At 72.8% G+C, this 18115-nt stretch carries 18 protein-coding genes; all 18 read left to right on the top strand.

Translation table 11 applies throughout. The features are described from left to right. The first annotated feature begins 49 nt into the window (after positions 1-49). Complete coding sequence (locus ACSJJR_RS07185; RefSeq protein WP_435942919.1) at positions 50-823, top strand: SseB family protein; 774 nt, start codon at positions 50-52, stop codon at positions 821-823. A 427-nt stretch (positions 824-1250) separates the two neighbouring features. Beyond that, on the top strand, positions 1251-1856 hold the full coding sequence (infC, locus tag ACSJJR_RS07190) for a translation initiation factor IF-3 (RefSeq protein ID WP_435942920.1): 606 nt from the start codon (positions 1251-1253) through the stop codon (positions 1854-1856). Between the two features lie 89 nt (positions 1857-1945). Continuing rightward, a complete protein-coding gene (gene rpmI / locus ACSJJR_RS07195) occupies positions 1946-2140 on the top strand; it encodes a 50S ribosomal protein L35 (RefSeq protein ID WP_249367596.1) in 195 nt (64 codons plus the stop codon). A gap of 30 nt (positions 2141-2170) precedes the next feature. After that, positions 2171-2551 (top strand): 50S ribosomal protein L20, encoded by a 381-nt coding sequence (rplT, locus tag ACSJJR_RS07200; RefSeq protein WP_435942891.1) that lies wholly within the window; start codon positions 2171-2173, stop codon positions 2549-2551. A 137-nt stretch (positions 2552-2688) separates the two neighbouring features. Continuing rightward, on the top strand, positions 2689-3576 hold the full coding sequence (locus ACSJJR_RS07205; RefSeq protein WP_435942892.1) for a TrmH family RNA methyltransferase: 888 nt from the start codon (positions 2689-2691) through the stop codon (positions 3574-3576). 179 nt (positions 3577-3755) lie between these two features. After that, positions 3756-4526: an amino acid ABC transporter ATP-binding protein gene (locus ACSJJR_RS07210; RefSeq protein WP_435942893.1), complete on the top strand. Its 771-nt coding sequence runs from the start codon at positions 3756-3758 to the stop codon at positions 4524-4526. A gap of 148 nt (positions 4527-4674) precedes the next feature. Then, on the top strand, positions 4675-5637 hold the full coding sequence (locus ACSJJR_RS07215; RefSeq protein ID WP_435942894.1) for a glutamate ABC transporter substrate-binding protein: 963 nt from the start codon (positions 4675-4677) through the stop codon (positions 5635-5637). A gap of 8 nt (positions 5638-5645) precedes the next feature. Continuing rightward, entirely contained in the window at positions 5646-6302 is a 657-nt protein-coding gene (locus ACSJJR_RS07220; protein WP_435942895.1) for an amino acid ABC transporter permease, read from the top strand. Beyond that, positions 6299-7156 carry an amino acid ABC transporter permease gene (locus ACSJJR_RS07225; RefSeq protein ID WP_435942896.1) on the top strand — a complete coding sequence of 286 codons (858 nt, stop codon included), beginning with the start codon at positions 6299-6301 and terminating at the stop codon, positions 7154-7156. Before ACSJJR_RS07220 ends, ACSJJR_RS07225 begins: the two co-directional genes overlap by 4 nt. Positions 7157-7269: 113 nt before the next feature. Then, complete coding sequence (locus ACSJJR_RS07230) at positions 7270-8349, top strand: inositol-3-phosphate synthase (RefSeq protein WP_435942897.1); 1080 nt, start codon at positions 7270-7272, stop codon at positions 8347-8349. Between the two features lie 138 nt (positions 8350-8487). Beyond that, entirely contained in the window at positions 8488-9573 is a 1086-nt protein-coding gene (gene pheS / locus ACSJJR_RS07235; RefSeq protein ID WP_435942898.1) for a phenylalanine--tRNA ligase subunit alpha, read from the top strand. A gap of 1 nt (position 9574) precedes the next feature. Continuing rightward, entirely contained in the window at positions 9575-12226 is a 2652-nt protein-coding gene (pheT, locus tag ACSJJR_RS07240) for a phenylalanine--tRNA ligase subunit beta (protein ID WP_435942899.1), read from the top strand. 112 nt (positions 12227-12338) lie between these two features. Beyond that, positions 12339-12836 carry a flavodoxin domain-containing protein gene (locus ACSJJR_RS07245; RefSeq protein ID WP_435942900.1) on the top strand — a complete coding sequence of 166 codons (498 nt, stop codon included), beginning with the start codon at positions 12339-12341 and terminating at the stop codon, positions 12834-12836. Positions 12837-13014: 178 nt separating this feature from the next. Then, complete coding sequence (gene argC, locus ACSJJR_RS07250) at positions 13015-14124, top strand: N-acetyl-gamma-glutamyl-phosphate reductase (protein ID WP_435942901.1); 1110 nt, start codon at positions 13015-13017, stop codon at positions 14122-14124. Beyond that, positions 14121-15305 (top strand): bifunctional glutamate N-acetyltransferase/amino-acid acetyltransferase ArgJ, encoded by a 1185-nt coding sequence (gene argJ / locus ACSJJR_RS07255; RefSeq protein ID WP_435942902.1) that lies wholly within the window; start codon positions 14121-14123, stop codon positions 15303-15305. The genes argC and argJ overlap by 4 nt, the downstream gene beginning before the upstream one ends. Positions 15306-15361: 56 nt before the next feature. Continuing rightward, on the top strand, positions 15362-16285 hold the full coding sequence (argB, locus tag ACSJJR_RS07260; protein ID WP_435942903.1) for an acetylglutamate kinase: 924 nt from the start codon (positions 15362-15364) through the stop codon (positions 16283-16285). Next, positions 16282-17541: an acetylornithine transaminase gene (locus tag ACSJJR_RS07265; RefSeq protein ID WP_435942904.1), complete on the top strand. Its 1260-nt coding sequence runs from the start codon at positions 16282-16284 to the stop codon at positions 17539-17541. The genes argB and ACSJJR_RS07265 overlap by 4 nt, the downstream gene beginning before the upstream one ends. Then, on the top strand, positions 17538-18092 hold the full coding sequence (locus ACSJJR_RS07270; RefSeq protein WP_435942905.1) for an arginine repressor: 555 nt from the start codon (positions 17538-17540) through the stop codon (positions 18090-18092). Before ACSJJR_RS07265 ends, ACSJJR_RS07270 begins: the two co-directional genes overlap by 4 nt. Positions 18093-18115: the final 23 nt, after the last annotated feature.

Consider the following 18115-nt stretch of genomic DNA (forward strand, 5'->3'; position numbering starts at 1 on the left):
CCAGGAGGCCAGCTCCCAGACGGCCCAGGCCCCCGGGCCCGACGCCCAGGTGGCGGCGGCGCTGGCGGCACGGGCCAGGATCGAGCGCCTGCTGGCGTCCCCCACCCCGTTCAGCGGTGACGACGGCTCCGCCGACCCCTTTGTCACCGCGGCCCTGGAGTCCACTGGGACCCCCCGCCACGAGTACCTCGACAACCTGTGGGCGGCGCTGACCGCCAGCCGCGTCATCGTGCCCGTGGCCGCCCACGCCCTGACCGGGGCCTCCAACACCGCCCATGTGCCAGGCCCGGTGCTCACACGGGCCCCCGGGCACGAGCCCCACACCCAGGACGCCGCACAGGACGCGGCGGCCCTCGCCGTCGGCCTGCCGGACGGGCACATCGCGCTGCCCGTGTTCACCAGCGCCGAGGCCATGCGCGCCTGGAGGCAGGACGTGCGCCCCGTGCCCATCGAGCCCCTGCGCGCCGCCCAGGTGGCCGTCGCCAAGACCGACCAGCTGTGGGTCCTGGACCCCGGCACCCGCGACCTGCGCCTGCCGCGGCCGGCGGTCGTCGCCCTGGCCGGTGGCGAGGACTGGGTGCCCTCCTGGCGCAACGGGCCCGTCCAGGCCGAGGTGGTCGCCCAGCTCGGTGCCGTCGAGGGGGTCACCGGCGTGGCCTTCGCACCGGGGGAGGGGGCCGAGCTGCGCGTCTTCGTGCGCATCGACGCCTGCGGCGGCATGGCGGGGGTCGCAGCCACCCTGGAGGTCTGCCAGATGGTCATGGTCAACCCCGCCTGGGGGGACCTCATCGACACCGTCGAGCTGTGCCCCCTGCCGGCCTGAGCCCCGTCCTGCCCTGCTGACAGCCCGCCGCCAGGAGCCCGGGAGGCTGAGGGTCCCTGGCCGCTGGAGCCTCAGGCGCTGCGCTGTCCCAGCCACCTGCACCTGGGGCCATGCGCAGGTGGCCAGCGCCACGGCCTGGGGTGGCCTGGACGCGGCCGTGTGCCGGGAGTCGTCTGGTAATGTTGCCTACCGACCGGCCGGGGCCCGTCCCCGGAGCGCAAGCGGAGCAATCCCACCTGGGTCCTCTCACAGGGACCGGGTCGTGCGAGGAGCGATCCTCGCGGTCGCCCACGCCACCGGCGTCGGCGCGACCGTACTCCCCAGGAGTACATGTAGGGCCTCCGTGCGCGTCAAGCGGCGGAGGCCCTTGCCGTCGCCGTGGCCACTCGTCTCCCAGAAGTGAGGAACTCCCATCAGCGAGCCCCGTATCAACGAACGGATCCGCGTCCCCGAGGTTCGCCTCGTCGGTCCCAGCGGTGAGCAGGTCGGTGTCGTCCGCGTCGAGGACGCCCTGCGTCTTGCCGAGGAGGCTGATCTCGACCTCGTCGAGGTGGCCCCCGACGCACGCCCCCCGGTGTGCAAGCTCATGGACTACGGCAAGTTCAAGTACGAGTCGGCCATGAAGGCGCGTGACGCCCGACGCAACCAGGCGAACACGCAGCTCAAGGAGATTCAGTTCCGCCCCAAGATCGACGACCACGACTACGCCACGAAGATGGGGCACGTCGAGCGCTTCCTCAAGGGCGGGGACAAGGTCAAGTGCATCGTCCGCTTCCGCGGCCGTGAGCAGTCCCGCCCCGAGCTGGGCATCCGCCTGCTCCAGAAGGTCGCCGAGCAGGTCGGCGAGCTGGCCACCATCGAGTCCCACCCCCGCCAGGACGGCCGCCAGATGGTCATGGTCCTGGCCCCGACCCGCAAGAAGGCCGAGCTCAAGTCGGACCAGCGCCGTCGCCGCGAGGAGGCCCGCGCCAACCGCCGTGCCGAGAAGCACGCGGGCAAGGGCGAGGGCGGTGCCCCCGCCGCGCAGGCCTGACCCCACAGTCCACCACCCACCCCACCGGCACCCCGCGTGGGGTCCACAGCCCAGGCGCGAGCCTGACGGCCAACAAGAGGAATCCAAGAATGCCGAAGAACAAGACGCACTCCGGTGCCAAGAAGCGCTTCCGGGTCACCGGCAGCGGCAAGCTCATGCGTGAGCAGGCCAACAAGCGCCACCTGCTCGAGGTCAAGTCCTCGCGCCGCAAGCGCAAGCTGTCCAAGGACCAGGTCGTGGACCCCACGAACCTGCGCGAGGTCAAGAGGCTGCTCGGTCTCTGACCGGCCCCGTCACGTATAAGGAGTCATCACATGGCACGTGTGAAGCGGGCAGTCAACGCCCAGAAGAAGCGTCGTTCCGTCCTCGAGCAGGCCTCCGGCTACCGTGGCCAGCGCTCGCGCCTGTACCGCAAGGCCAAGGAGCAGGTCACCCACTCCGGCGTCTACGCCTTCCGCGACCGCCGCGCGAGGAAGGGCGACTTCCGCCGCCTGTGGATCCAGCGCATCAACGCTGCGGCCCGCGCCGAGGGCCTGACCTACAACCGGTTCATCCAGGGGCTCGGCCTCGCGGGCATCGAGGTTGACCGCCGCATGCTCGCCGAGCTCGCCGTCAACGAGCCCGCCGCCTTCACCGCCCTCGTCGAGGTCGCCAAGAAGGCCCTGCCGGCCGACGTCAACGCCCCCAAGGCCTGACACCGGCTGCGACGCACCGTCACGGCGCCGCCACCCCCGAGGTGGCGGCGCCGTCGTTGTCCCCGGCCCCTGACGGCCCCGCACCGCACCAGGGCCCAGCGCCGCACCAGGGCTGCCGGTCCCGTACCCTCGCTGTCATGAGCAAGCGCGCCGACGGCAGCACCTGGATACCCGGTACCGCGATGCCCCGCCCCGAGGGCTCCCTCGCCCCTCGACCTGACGTCATCGACAACCCCGGCTCCCAGCGCGTCACCCGCGTCGCCGCCCTTGCCCGCCGGGGCATGCGCAGCCGCCACGGCCGCTTCCTCGTCGAGGGTCCCCAGGGTGTGCGCGAGGCCGTCACCCACGTGCCCGGTCACGTCCGCGACCTCTACGTCACCCAGGCGGCCGCCGAGCGCCACGCGGAGCTCCTCGCCGCCGCCCGCGCCGCGCACCTGTACGTCCACCGCGTCACGGACCAGGTGATGGCCGTCATGAGCACCGACGCCCAGGGTGTCCTCGCCGTCGTCTCCACCGAGGCGGTGGCCCCCGCCGCCGGGCTGGATGAGGTGCTGGCCGGGGCCCGGCTCGTCGCCGTCCTCACCGAGGCCCAGGACCCCGGCAACGCCGGGACCATCATCCGGGCCGCCGACGCCGCCGGGGCCGACGCCGTCGTCCTGGCCCGTGGCAGCGTCGAGGTCACCAACCCCAAGGTCGTGCGCGCCACCGCCGGCAGTCTCTTCCACCTGCCCGTCCTCGCAGGCCTGGACCTCGCCGAGGTCGTCGAGGCCCTGCACGCCGCCGGGATGACGGTCCTGGCCGCCGACGCGCGCGGGGACCACAGCCTGTTCGAGGCCGACGCCCTGCTCGCGCGCCCGGGCGCCTGGCTCCTGGGCAACGAGGCCAGGGGCCTGGACGCCCAGGCCCTGTCCCAGGCGGACGCCGTCGTCGCCATCCCCGTCTTCGGGGCCGCAGAGTCCCTCAACGTCTCCGCCGCCGCGGCCGTGTGCCTGTACGCCTCCGCGCGCGCCCAGCACGCCCACTGAGCCACCACCAGCGTGACTCGGCCGCCCGCACGGCTGCTAGCGTCAGGACCGCAGGATCAGGCGTGTGCGCAGCCTCACCGCACCGGGGCCTCAGGGTGGGAACCACCGCGCGCACGACGGTGTTGCAGTTGCTGTCGCCGACAGTGACAGCAACTGCACCCCCACGACCTCAGGAAGAGGTGGCTGTGACCACACCCTCGTCCGTCCCAGCCGGGCGCCCGATCGTGCGCCTGAGCCACGTGACCAAGCGCTTCGGCGGCTTCACGGCCCTGGAGGACGTGAGCCTGGACGTCAACGCCGGTGAGGTCGTCGTCGTCATCGGAGCCTCCGGCTCGGGCAAGTCCACCTTGTGCCGCACGGTCAACCGGCTCGAGACCATCGACTCGGGCACCATAGAGATCGACGGCGAGCGCCTGCCCGAGGAGGGCAAGGAGCTCGCCCGCCTTCGCGCCGAGGTCGGGATGGTCTTCCAGTCCTTCAACCTCTTCCCGCACCTGACGGTCCTGGACAACATCACGCTGGCCCCCGTGCGGGTGCGCCGTCTCGCCCGGGCGCAGGCTGAGGCCCGTGCCCGCGAGCTGCTTGAGCGCGTGGGCCTGGCGGACCAGGCCGCCAAGCGTCCCACCGAGCTGTCCGGAGGGCAGCAGCAGCGCGTCGCCATCGCCCGTGCCCTGGCCATGGACCCCAAGGTCATGCTCTTCGACGAGCCCACGAGCGCGCTCGACCCCGAGATGGTCACCGAGGTCCTCGACGTCATCCAGGACCTGGCCGCCAGCGGCATGACGATGCTCGTCGTCACCCACGAGATGGGCTTCGCCCGCTCGGTCGCGGACCGCGTCGTCCTCATGGACCAGGGGCAGGTGGTCGAGCAGGCCGCGCCCGAGCAGCTCTTCACCGCCCCCGCCACCCAGCGCGCACGTGACTTCCTGTCCAAGGTCCTCAACCACTGACACCGACCACACGGTGCCTCGGGTCCGCGTCCACGGGCACCCCGACCCCAGCCGTCGCTCCCGTGCCGCCGTCCCCACCGGGCAGGGGCCGCCACCGGCCAGCCAGTGCCGAGACGAGTCCCGGCCCGTCACCACGAAAGGAACCCCCATGGCGATCCTCAACCGCCGCACCCTCATCACCGCCTCCGGCACGCTGTCCCTCGCCGCCGTCCTGGCGGCCTGCGCGGACACCGGCGCGGACGGCCAGGCCCTGTCCGAGGCCACCACCGTCGGCTCCGACTACGACTCGGCCATCACCTCGGGCCCCGTCGCCCCACAGGAGGTCGTCGCCGCCTCGGCCTGGGCGAGCGCCGTCAAGAGGGCCGGGGTCCTGCGCGTCGGAGGGGTCAAGACCTCCCAGGTCTTCTCCCTGGAGGACCCGGCCACCGGCAGGGTCACCGGTTTCGACGCGGCACTGTCCCAGGTGCTGGCCCGCTACATTCTCGGCGGCGACGACCCCCACGCCCTCACCGAGCTGACGGTCGTCACCTCCGACACCCGCGAGACGCTGCTGGAGAACGGGTCCGTTGACGCCGTTTTCGCGACCTACACCATCACGCCGGAGCGGGCGCAGAAGATCGCCTTCGCCGGCCCCTACTACTCCTCCGGCCAGGCGGTGCTCGTGCGCGCCGGCAACACCGAGATCACGGGTGTGGACACGCTCGCGGGACACACGGTCGCCGTGCAGTCCGGATCCTCCTCCGGCCCCGCCCTGGACGTGGCCGCACCTGAGGCGCGCCAGGTCCAGTTCGAGGCGCACACGGACTGCGTGGCCGCCCTGGAGGCCGGGCAGGTCGAGGCCTACGTCGTGGACCACTCGCTGCTGCTGAGCACCGTGCTGGGCCATGACGGCCTGGTGATCGTGGGCGAGCCCTTCACACAGGACCCCTACGGCATCGGCCTGCCCAAGGGCTCCGACGCGCAGGCCTTCGTCAACACCTTCCTCGAGGCCATCGAGGCCGATGGCACGTGGGACGCGATCTGGCGGGCCACCATCGGCGCGGTGCTGGGCCAGGACCAGGTGCCCACGCCGCCGGTGATCGGCTCCGTGCCCGGCTCCGAGACGGCCTGAGCGCCCCCGTGGATGTCATCACCGACAACATCGGTGCGCTTGCCCAGGGCCTGGGGATCACCCTCGTCCTCGCACTGAGCGCCTACGCCGGCGCCCTGCTGCTGGGCACCCTCATCGCAGTGTGCCGGGTGAGCCCGGTTCCGCCCCTGCGCGCCTTGGGGGCCGTGTGGGTCAACGTGGCCTGCAACGTCCCGGTGCTGTGCCTCATGATCCTGTGCGCCTTCGGCCTGCCGCGCGCGGGCGTGCCCTTCTCCCTGTTCGGGGCGGCCGTGGCGGCCCTGGTCTTCTCGGCCTCCGGCTTCGTGTGCGAGACGGTGAGGTCCGGCATCGGCTCGGTGCCCCGGGGGCAGGTCGAGGCCGCTCGCGCCCTCGGCCTGCCCTTCGGCCTCATCGTCACCCAGGTGGTGCTGCCCCAGGCGCTGTCCCGCACGGTCCAGCCGCTGGTCAACATCCTCATCTCCTGTCTCATCGGCTCCTCCCTCGCGGCCGCCATCGGGGTGCCCGAGCTGACGAGCGTCACCCAGCGGCTCAACCTCCGCTACGCCGAGGCGGTGGTCACCTTCCTCACCTCGGGCCTGACCTACCTGCTCATCGCCTTGGGCGCCACCAGGCTCGGCGCCCTGCTCGAGCGGCGGCTGGAGCCGGTCACGGGGGTGCGCGCGTGAGCACCGCCACCACCGCCCGTCGGCCGGGCCCGTGCCCGGCCTCGGCGCAGGCCTCGTCCCTGTTCGACGCGCCCGGTCCGCGCGGACGCCGCCGCATCCGGCTCGTCTCCGTCGTCGTGGGCGCCGCCCTGCTGGGGCTGGCGGCCGCCGGCACGTGGCAGCTGTGGCGCGCCGGCCAGCTGGAGTACCCGAGCTGGCGCTACTTCCTGGGCCAGTCCATCGTCTCCTACCTCGCCCGGGCGCTGGGCGACACGCTGCTCGTCACGGCCGTCGGGGCCCTGCTGTCCTTCCCGCTGGGGGTCGCCCTCGGCTGGCTGCGGCTCTCGCGCCACCGGGCGGTGCGGGTGTGCGTCGGCGCGTGGATCGACGCCATGCGCGCGGTGCCGATGCTGCTGCTCATCTACTTCTTCCTGCTGGCCGTGCCCCGCTGGGGACTGACGCTGCCGCCCTTGTGGATGCTCACCCTGCCCATCGTCATGTGCGTGTCCGCCACGACGGCGGAGGTCTTCCGCTCCGGCGTGCGCGCCCTGGACCGTGGCCAGCGGGAGGCGGCGCTGGCACTGGGCATGGGGGAGGCACTGACGATGCGTCTCGTCCTGGCCCCGCAGGCGCTGCGTCTCATGCTGCCGACGCTCATCACCCAGCTCGTGACGATCCTCAAGAACACGTCCCTGGGCTACGTCGTGGCCTACGGCGAGCTCATGCACAGCGCGCGCCTGCTGTCGAGCTCGGCCCAGGCCCTGCACCGCCTGGACGTCTACCTGCCGGCCTACCTCATCGTCGCGCTGCTCTTCGTCACCATCAACTGGCTGCTGGGCGCGGCGGCGCGCCGGGTCGAGGCTCGCACGCGCTGACCCGCCCGGCTCCGGCGAAGGTCGCGTGCGTCACACGCGGACAGTCTCATAACTGACTAAGGTCACGTATGTCAGGTCCGTGTCCGGCCCACATGGGCCGATAAGGAGGATGTATGAGCAAGGTCCGTGTTGCTGTTGTCGGGGTGGGAAACTGCGCCTCGTCACTCGTCCAGGGCGTCACCCACTACGCCGACGCCACGCCGGGCGAGCGCGTCGGCGGCCTCATGCACGTCCAGCTCGGCGACTACCACGTCTCGGACATCGAGTTCGTGGCCGCCTTCGACGTCGATGCCGCCAAGGTCGGGCTCGACCTCGCCGAGGCCATCCACGCCTCGCAGAACAACACCATCGCGATCGCCGACGTCGCCCCCACCGGTGTGACGGTCCAGCGCGGGGTGACCCTCGACGGCCTGGGCAAGTACTACCGCGAGACCGTCGAGGAGTGCGCACAGCCCGCGGTCGACGTCGTCCAGGCCCTCAAGGACGCCCGTGCCGACGTCGTCGTGTCCTACCTTCCCGTGGGCTCGGAGGAGGCCGACCGCTACTACGCCCAGTGCGCCATCGACGCCGGCTGCGCCTTCGTCAACTGCCTGCCGGTCTTCATCGCCTCGGACCCGGTGTGGGCCCAGAAGTTCACCGACGCGGGCCTGCCGATCATCGGCGACGACATCAAGTCCCAGATCGGTGCCACCATCACCCACCGGGTCCTGGCCCGGCTCTTCGAGGAGCGCGGCATCACCATCGACCGCACCTACCAGCTCAACGTGGGCGGCAACATGGACTTCAAGAACATGCTCGAGCGCGAGCGGCTGATGTCCAAGAAGATCTCCAAGACCCAGGCGGTCACCTCCAACGTCTCGACGCGCTTGGCCGACAAGGACATCCACGTCGGCCCCTCCGACTACGTCGGCTGGCTCGACGACCGCAAGCTCGCCTTCGTGCGCCTGGAGGGGCGCAACTTCGGCGGAGCCCCCGTCAGCCTCGAGTACAAGCTCGAGGTCTGGGACTCGCCCAACTCCGCCGGCGTCGTCATCGACGCCATCCGGGCGGCCAAGATTGGTCTGGACCGTGGCATCGGCGGACCGCTGCTGTCCCCCTCCTCCTTCTTCATGAAGTCCCCGCCCGAGCAGCGCCCTGACGAGCAGGCCATGGACTCCACCGAGGCCTTCATCCGCGGCGAGGTCGAGCGCTGAGCCCCATCCGTCCCGCTCCTGGGTCCGCGGCGCCGGCCCGTCGCGGACCCAGGAGCGGGACGATTTCGGGCCCCACCGCGGCCGGGACTACCCTGAGCGGGCAGACGACTACCGTCTAACACCCAGGGAAGGTGAGAGATGACTGACGCACAGGGCGCGCTGTCGCCGCTGGACGGGGCGGGGATCGACTCCCTCGTCGATGAGGCCCTGGCGGCCGTGGCCGACGCCGGCGACCTGCCCTCCCTCAAGGAGGTACGCCTCGCCTACACCGGTGACACCTCCGTCCTGGCCCTGGCCAACAGGGGCATCGGCGCCCTCGACCCGGCGGACAAGCCCACGGCGGGACGACTGCTGGGCCGTGCCCGCGCCCGTCTCAACGCGGCGCTGGCACAGCGCCAGGAGGTCCTGGAGGCTGAGGCCGAGGCGACGATGCTCGCCACCGAGGCCGTTGACGTCACCGTCCCCACCGACCGTGGCCCCGTCGGCGCACGGCACCCCCTCGACGTGCTCATCGACGAGGTCTCCGACTTCTTCGTCTCCATGGGCTGGTCCATCGCCGAGGGCCCGGAGACCGAGCACGAGTGGTTCGACTTCGACGCCCTCAACTTCGACGCCGACCACCCGGCCCGCCAGATGCAGGACACCTTCTACGTCGATGGCGCCAGCGTCGGCGCCGCCGACGGCGCCAGCGCCAACCTCGTGCTGCGCACCCACACCTCCCCGGTCCAGGCCCACGTCATGCTCGCCCAGGAGCCGCCCGTGTACGTGGCCTGCCCCGGCAAGGTCTTCCGCTCCGACGAGCTCGACGCCACCCACACCCCCGTCTTCCACCAGGTCGAGGGCCTGGCGGTGGACAAGGGCCTGACGATGGCCCACCTCAAGGGCACCCTCGACCACTTCGCCCGCGCGATGTTCGGCCCCGAGGCCCGCACGCGCCTGCGTCCCTCCTTCTTCCCCTTCACCGAGCCCAGTGCCGAGATGGACCTGTGGTTCCCCCAGAAGAAGGGGGGGCCCGGCTGGATCGAGTGGGGCGGCTGCGGCATGGTCAACCCCAACGTGCTCATCGCCTGCGGCATCGACCCCGAGGTCTACACCGGTTTCGCCTTCGGCATGGGCCTGGAGCGCACCCTCATGCTGCGCCACGGCATCGCCGACATGCACGACATCGTCGAGGGCGACATCCGCTTCTCCCAGCAGTTCGGCACCACCGGAAAGGGGAACTGACATGCCCTACGTCCCGATCGAGTGGCTGCGTGAGCACGTCGACGTCCCTGCCGGCACCACCGCGGAGCAGCTCGCCGCCGACCTCGTGCGCGTGGGCCTGGAGGAGGAGCGTGTTGTGCCGCCCGCCGTCACGGGCCCGCTCGTGGTCGGCAAGGTCCTCACCCGCGAGGCCACACCCCAGTCCAACGGCAAGGTCATCAACTACTGCCGGGTCGATGTCGGTGAGCACAACGACGCCCCCGGCACCGGCAAGGAGCCCAGCGACCTGCCCAGCCGCGGCATCGTCTGCGGCGCGCACAACTTCGACGTCGGCGACTCGGTGGTCGTCAGCCTTCCCGGGGCGGTCCTGCCCGGCGACTTCGCCATCGCGGCCCGCAAGACCTACGGGCACGTCTCGGACGGCATGATCTGCTCGGCCCGTGAGCTGGGCATCGGAGAGGACCACTCCGGCATCATCGTCCTGGACCGTTGGCTGGCCGAGCACGGGCACGACGGCGAGGAGCTGCCCGCGCCCGGAACCAACGCGCTGGGTCTGCTGGGTCTGGGTGACGAGGTCCTGGAGATCAACATCACCCCCGACCGTGGCTACTGCTTCTCCATGAGGGGCGTGGCGCGCGAGTACTCCCACGCCACCGGTGCGCGCTTCCGCGACCCCGCCAACGGCACCGACACGGGCCTGTTCCCCAACGGCGTGGCCGGGGCCAGCGAGGACGGATTCCCCGTCGTCGTCGCCGAGGACCCCCGTCCCGTCCACGGCCGCCCGGGCTGCGACCGCTACGTCGCCCGCGTCGTGCGCGGCATCGACCCCTCCGCACAGTCCCCCCAGTGGATGCGCGAGCGCCTGACCGCGGCCGGCATGCGCCCCATCAGCCTGGCCGTGGACGTGACGAACTACGTCATGCTCGACCTGGGCCAGCCGCTGCACGCCTTCGACCTGGGCCGCCTGAGCGCACCGGTCGTCGTGCGCCGCGCGCGGCCGGGGGAGACCCTCACCTTCCTCGACGAGGTCACCCGCACGCTCGACGCCGAGGACCTCGTCATCAGTGACTCGCCCGACGGCGAGGGCTCGCGCGCCCTCGTGCTCGCCGGCGTCTTCGGAGGCGCCGACACCGAGGTCAGTGACACCACCACCGACGTGCTCATCGAGGCCGCGCACTTCGACGCCGTCAGCGTCGCCCGCTCCGCACGCCGCCACCGCCTGCCCACGGAGTCCTCCAAGCGCAACGAGCGCGGGGTGGACACGGCCCTGGCCCCGGTGGCCGCCCAGCGCGCGGTGGACCTTCTGGTCGAGTACGGCGGGGGCACCGCGGACGAGGCCGCCACGGACATCGACCGCACCGAGGCCGTGGGCCCCATGGTGGTGCGCGCCGACGCCGCCGAGCGCCTCACCGGCGTCGCCTACGGCACCGAGCGCGTCACCGAGCTCCTGCGCACCATCGGCTGCACCGTCGTCGGCGCGGGCCAGGACGAGGAGGGCCACGAGCTGCTGCGGGTCACGGCCCCGACCTGGCGTCCTGACCTCGTGGGGGCGGCCCACCTCGCCGAGGAGGTCGCCCGCCTCGACGGCTACGACCGCATCCCCGTCACCGTCCCGACGGCGCCGGCCGGCACGGGCCTGAGCGTGCGCCAGCGAGCGCGTCGCGAGGTCGTGCGAGCCCTGACCGGCGCGGGCCTGACACAGGTGCTGTCCTACCCCTTCGTCGGTGACGTGCACGAGCGCCTGGAGATCCCGGCATCCGACCCTCGACGCCGTGCCTTGCGCCTGGCCAACCCGCTGCAGGACGAGGCGCCGCTCATGCGCACCAGCGTCATCGACTCGCTCGTGGACACCGCCCGCCGCAACGTCTCGCGCGGCCTGGAGGACGTGGCCGTCTACGAGGTCGGTGCGGTCACGCTGCCCGAGGGCACCGTCCCCGCGCCGGTGCCGGGTACGCTGCGGCGCCCCACCGAGGAGGAGGTCCGGGGCCTCGAGGCGGGCATCCCCTACCAGCCGGCGCATGTGGGCGTCGTCCTCGTGGGTGCGCGTGAGCGTCCCGGGGTGCTCGGTACGGGGCGCGCCTGGGACTGGGCCGACGCCGTCGAGATCGTGCGGACGGTGGCCGCTGCCCTCGGCGTCGCCGTCGAGGTGCGCTCCCCCGAGCAGCCCTGTGCGCCCTGGCACCCGGGGCGCACAGCCGAGATCCGCCTCAAGGCCGTGCGCCGGGGCAAGGAGCTCGTTGCCGGGGAGGTCGTCGCCCACGCCGGCGAGCTGCACCCGCGGGTGGCTCGTGGGCTGGGCCTGCCGGCGCGTGCCTGCGCCGCCGAGATCGACCTTGAGCCCCTGCTGGCCGCTGTCGAGGAGGCGGGGGTGCTCCAGGTCAGCCCGGTGCTCACCTTCCCACCCGCCAAGGAGGACGTCGCCCTCGTCGTCGACGAGGCGGTGCCGGCCTGCCAGGTGGAGGCGGTCGTGCGCCAGGCGGCGGGCGACCTCGTGGAGGAGGTGCGGCTGTTCGACGTCTTCAGGGGCGAGCAGATCGGTGAGGGGCGCAAGTCCCTGACCTTCTCCCTGCGCCTGCGTGCCGGGCGCACGCTGACCGCGGAGGAGACCGCCGGAGTGCGCAAGCGGATCGTCAAGCAGGCCTCCAAGCGCCTGGGTGCCGAGCTGCGCGGCTGACCTCACGGCCACGGCCTGCGCCCGCCGGGAGGCCGTGGCCGTGAGCGGCCTCACCTTCGTAGGCGCCTCACAACGCCTGTGCGACGCAGGCCACTGCCGTGATACTGGGGTCATGAAGATCCTCCTGACATCCTCGTCCCGTCACGGCTCGACCGACGAGGTCGCCAGCCTCGTCGCCGAGCGCCTGCGCGCCGCCGGCCTGGAGGTTGACGTCACAAGGCCCGAGCTCGTTGACGGCGTCGAGGGCTACGACGCCTTCGTCCTGGGCAGCGCCATCTACATGACGCACTGGACCCAGGAGATGACGGACTTCACCCAGCGCTTCGTGGCACAGCTGTCCACCAAGCCCGTGTGGGCCTTCTCCGTGGGCCTGTCGGGCCTGCCCCAGGGCAAGGTCTCGGACCCGCACCGCATCGGCCCGGTCCTGCTGTCCCTCGACGTCGAGAACCACGTGACCTTCCCCGGCCGCTTCGACCCGACGCGCCTGAGCCTGCGTGAGCGCACGATCGCCCGCCTCGGCGGCGCCAGTGAGGGTGACTACGTGGACGCGCAGGCCGTGCGGGCCTGGGCGGACACGATCTGCGCGGAGCTGGCCCCCGCGAGCGCCTGAGCGCGCCGGGGTCTTGGCAGCAGCGCTGGGCGCCGGCGCCGCCTGACCTGCGCCCGCGGCCCCGTGCCTAACAGTGGTCCCGGTGAGCAGGGGGCGCGCACGCGGGCTGTGACGAATCCGACGCGGGAGGGAGCGCCCCAGAGTCGTATGTCTATGCAGTTGGATGTATGATTTCTGCATGACGTGGACAGTGGCGGTCGCCGGCGCGACCGGTTACGCAGGCGGGGAGGTCCTGCGCCTTCTCAGCGCCCACCCCGGCGTCGAGCTCGGCGCGCTGACCGCCGCCTCCTCAGCCGGCACCACCCTCGGTGAGCACCATCCCCACCTGCTGCCCCTCGCCCGGCGCCCCGTCGAGCGCACCGACGTCGAGCGCCTGGCGCAGCACGACGTCGTCGTCCTCGCCCTGCCCCACGGCGCCTCCGGCGAGCTGACGGCCGCCCTCGAGGCGCGTGCCGCCTCCACGGGACGCGGCCCCCTGCTCATCGACTGCGGCGCTGACCACCGCCTGACCAGCGCCGAGGCCTGGCGAGCCTTCTACGGCGGGGAGCACGCCGAGCCCTGGACCTACGGCCTGCCCGAGCTCCTCCACGCCGGCGAGACCACCGCACGAGCCCAGCGCGCCGCGCTCGGCTCGACCCGGCGCGTCGCCGTCCCTGGGTGCAACGTCACCGCCGTCACCCTCGCCGCCCAGCCGGGCGCCGCAGCCGGGCTCATCGACCAGAGCCGGCTCACCGCCGTCCTCGCCGTCGGATACTCCGGTGCGGGCAAGACGCTCAAGCCGCACCTGGCCGCCTCCGCGGCCCTCGGCTGCGCCCAGCCCTACGCCGTCGGCGGCACCCACCGCCACATCCCCGAGATCATCCAGAACCTCGAGGTCGCGGGCGGCCAGGCAGGCGCCCCCCGGCTGTCCCTCACCCCCGTGCTCGTACCCATGAGCCGCGGCATCCTCGCCACCGTCACCGCCCCCGTCACCGGCCGTGTGCTCGACAGCGGGCACCCCGACGCGCTGCTGCGCTCGGCCTGGCAGCAGGCCTATGGCGCCCCCGGGCAGACGGAGCCCCTGGTGCACCTCCTGCCCGAGGGCACCTGGCCCGTGACCGGCGCGGTCACAGGCTCCGGCCTGGCCACCGTCCAGGTCGCCTATGACCATGCGGCCGGCGTCGCTGTCATGGTGTGCGCCATCGACAACCTCGGCAAGGGCACCGCCAGCGGCGCCGTCCAGTCCCTCAACCTCGCCCTCGGCCTGCCCGAGACCACGGGCGTCATCACGCAAGGGGTCGCGCCATGAGTGTCACCGCAGCACAGGGCTTCCGCGCCGCCGGCGTGCGCGCCGGTCTCAAGGCCTCGGGAAGGCCGGACCTCGCCCTCGTCGTCAACGACGGCCCCCTCGACGTCGCCGCAGGCGTCTTCACGACCAACCGCGTGGCGGCCGCCCCCGTGACCTACTCCCGCGCCGCGGTCGCCGACGGGCGCGCCCGCGCCGTCATCCTCAACTCCGGCTGCGCCAACGCCTGCACCGGTGCCCGGGGCAGCGCTGACGCCGCCGCCACCGCGGCACACACCGCCACGGCCCTCGGCCTGCCCGCCCCCGCGGACGTCCTCGTGTGCTCCACCGGGGTCATCGGCCACCACCTCGACATGCCCCGCCTCCTCGCGGGCGCCACCGCGGCCGTGCAGGCCCTGGCCCCCACACCCCGGGCCGGGCACGAGGCCGCCACCGCCATCATGACCACGGACACGGTGCCCAAGGAGGACGCCCTCACCCTCACAACGGCCGACGGCGTCACCTGGCACGTCGGCGGGATGGTCAAGGGGGTGGGGATGCTCGCCCCGGGCCTGGCCACCATGTTGTGCGTCCTGACCACGGACGCCGTCACCGACGCCGACCGCGCCTGGGCCGCCCTCACCCGCGCCGCCTCGCGCACCCTCAACCGCATCAGCTCCGACGGGTGCATGTCCACCAACGACACCGTCGTGCTGCTGGCCTCCGGGGCCAGCGGCGCTGCCCCCGGCCCGGGCGAGCTCGAGGAGGCCGTCACCGAGGTCCTGGGCAGGCTCGCACGCCGCCTCGTCGCCGACGCCGAGGGCGCCACCCACGACATCGCCATCACCGTGCGTGGGGCCGTGAGCGAGGCCGCCGCCGAGGCCGCCGCCCGCACGGTGTCCTCCTCCAACCTCCTCAAGTGCGCCGTGGCGGGCGAGGACCCCAACTGGGGGCGAGTGCTGTCCCAGCTGGGCACCGTGCCCGCTGAGGTCTGTCCCTTCGACCCGGACGAGGTGGACGTCGCCATCAACGGCGTGACGGTCTTCCGCCACGGCGGGCTCGGCCAGGACCCTGCCACCGTGGACATGACCCCGCGTGAGACCCGCATCGACATCACCCTGGCCGAGGGGGACGCCGAGGCGACCGTGTGGACCAATGACCTCACCCACGGGTACGTCACCATCAACGCCGACTACCACACCTGAGCAGCGCGCACCGCCACGCCCGCCACACCACCCAGACCACTGCCACGGGAACAGCCATGAGCACCACGATCACCCCCACCCAGAAGGCGGCCGTCCTGCTGGAGGCCATGCCCTGGCTGCGCGCCTACACCGGGGCCACCATCGTCATCAAGTACGGCGGCAACGCCATGATCGACGACGGGCTCAAACGCGCCTTCGCCGCGGACGTCCTCTTCCTGCACCAGGTGGGGCTGCGCCCCGTCGTCGTCCACGGAGGCGGGCCCCAGATCAACTCCATGCTCCACCGCCTGGGCATTGAGTCGGAGTTCCGTGCAGGCCTGCGCGTGACCACACCCGAGGTCATGGACGTCGTGCGCATGGTGCTCACCGGCTCCGTCCAGCGCGAGCTCGTCTCCCTGCTCAACGCCGAGGGCTCGGCCGCCGTCGGCATCTCCGGGGAGGACGGCGGCCTGCTGCGCGCCCGCCAGCGCCTGGCCACCGTGGACGGTGAGAGCGTGGACGTCGGGCTCGTCGGGGACGTCGTCGAGGTCAACCCCCGTGCCGTCATCGACCTGCTCGACCAGGGACGCATCCCCGTCATCTCCTCGGTCGCACCCGTCGTGTCGGACACGACGAGCGTCCTCAACGTCAACGCGGACACGGCTGCCGCCGCCCTCGCCATCGCCCTGAGGGCGCAGAAGCTCATCATGCTCACCGACGTCGAGGGCCTGTACTCCAGCTGGCCGGACAGGTCCTCCCTCGTGTCGAGGATCGGCGCCGACGCCCTGGAGGCACTGCTGCCCGATCTCGAGTCCGGCATGGTCCCCAAGATGGAGGCCTGCCTCAGGGCCGTGCGCGGGGGAGTGGGGCAGGCCCACGTCGTTGACGGCCGCCAGCCGCACTCCATGCTGCTGGAGATCGTCACCGACGACGGCGTGGGCACCGTCGTCTACCCCGAGCGCTCCACGAGCGCCCTCCACACGAAGGGGCACGACCTGTGAGCACCACACCCCAGCCCGTGCCCCCCGCCCCGGCGCCCGGCACGGGGCCCTCCTGGACCGAGCGCTACGCCGCCGCCGTCATGAACACCTTCGGCACCCCCCAGCGGGTCCTCGTGCGCGGCCGTGGTGCCCATGTCTGGGACGCCGAGGGCCGTCAGTACACCGACCTGCTGGCCGGCATCGCCGTCAACTGCCTGGGCCACGCCCACCCCGCCGTCGTCAGCGCCGTCACCCAGCAGCTGTCCACCCTGGGCCACGTCTCCAACTTCTTCACCACCACGGCCCAGGTCGAGCTCGCCGAGGCCCTCATCCGGCTCGTCCACCCGGGCCTGGATGCCAGCGACAGCAGGGTCTTCCTCGCCAGCTCGGGCGCCGAGGCCAACGAGGCGGCCCTCAAGATCGCCCGCCGCCACGGCGGCGGAGCACGGCCACGCGTGCTCGCCCTCGAGAACGCCTTCCACGGGCGCACCATGGGCGCGCTCGCGCTCACCCACAAGGCCGCCTACCGTGAGCCCTTCGAGCCGCTGCCCGGCGGGGTCGAGTTCGTGCCCGCCGACCTCGGCGCGTTGCAGGCCGCCATGGGCGAGGACGTCTGCGCGCTCATCGTCGAGCCCATCCAGGGCGAGGCGGGGGTCCGCCCCCTGCCCGAGGGCCTGCTCACCGCGGCCCGCCGGCTCACCCGTGAGGCCGGCGCCCTGCTCATCGTCGACGAGGTCCAGACGGGCATGGGGCGCTGCGGCACCTGGATGGCCCACCACCTGCTCGCCCCCGGCACCACCCCCGACGTCGTCACCCTCGCTAAGGGGCTGGGCGGAGGACTGCCCATCGGCGCCGTCGTCGCCACCGGGCCGGCGGCGCAGCTGCTCGGGCCCGGCCAGCACGGCACGACCTTCGGCGGCAACCCCGTGTGCGCCGCCGCCGCGCTCGCCGTCATCCGCACCCTGCGTGACGAGCACCTGCCCGAGCGCGCCGCCGCCCTGGGACGGCGCTGGTCGGGGCAGATCGCGGCCCTGCCCGGGGTCAGGGGCGTGCGCGGTGCCGGCCTGCTGCTCGGCGTCGTCCTCGAGGAGGGTGCCGGACCCGCCGCAGAGGTCCAGGCCGAGCTCATGGACCGAGGCTTCATCGTCAACGCGCCGTGCCCTGACACGTTGCGCCTGGCTCCGCCGCTGGTCCTGAGCGACGCCGACGCCGACTCCTTCACCCGGGTGCTGGGCGAGGTCCTCGCCTCCCGCGCGAGCCGTCAGGAGCAGGCATGAGCGAGACCACCCCCTCCGCGCCCCAGACGAAGGCCGCGCGCCACGCGCTCATCGTCCAGATCCTCGGCAAGGAGCGCATCCGCTCCCAGGCCGAGCTGCGTGCCGCGCTCGTCGAGCGCGGGGTGAGCACCACCCAGGCGACGCTCTCACGCGACCTCGTCGAGCTGCGCGCCACCAAGGTCCGCTCCGCCGGCGGCACCCAGGTCTACGCGATCCCCGAGGCCGGCGCACCCGGCCAGGTCCACGGCGCCGTGCTCAGCAGTGGCGACGACGCGGCAGCCCACACCTCCGCCCGGCTCGCCCGCTGGTGCGCGGACCTGCTCGTCACCGCCGAGTGGGCCGGCCCCCAGCTCGTGCTGCGCACCCCCGCGGGCGGTGCCCAGCTGCTGGCCAGCGCGGTCGATGACGCGATGGTCCCCGGCGTGCTCGGCTGCATCGCCGGCGACGACACCGTCCTGGTCATCACCCGGTCCCAGCAGACCGCCGCCGACCTGGCCGCGCGCCTGCTGAGCCTGGCGGACCCCGCCCAGCGCCACGCGGAGCGTCCCTGATCCGCCCCGCCCGCACCCCACCC

It is taken from the genome of Actinomyces sp. W5033 (assembly GCF_051303165.1).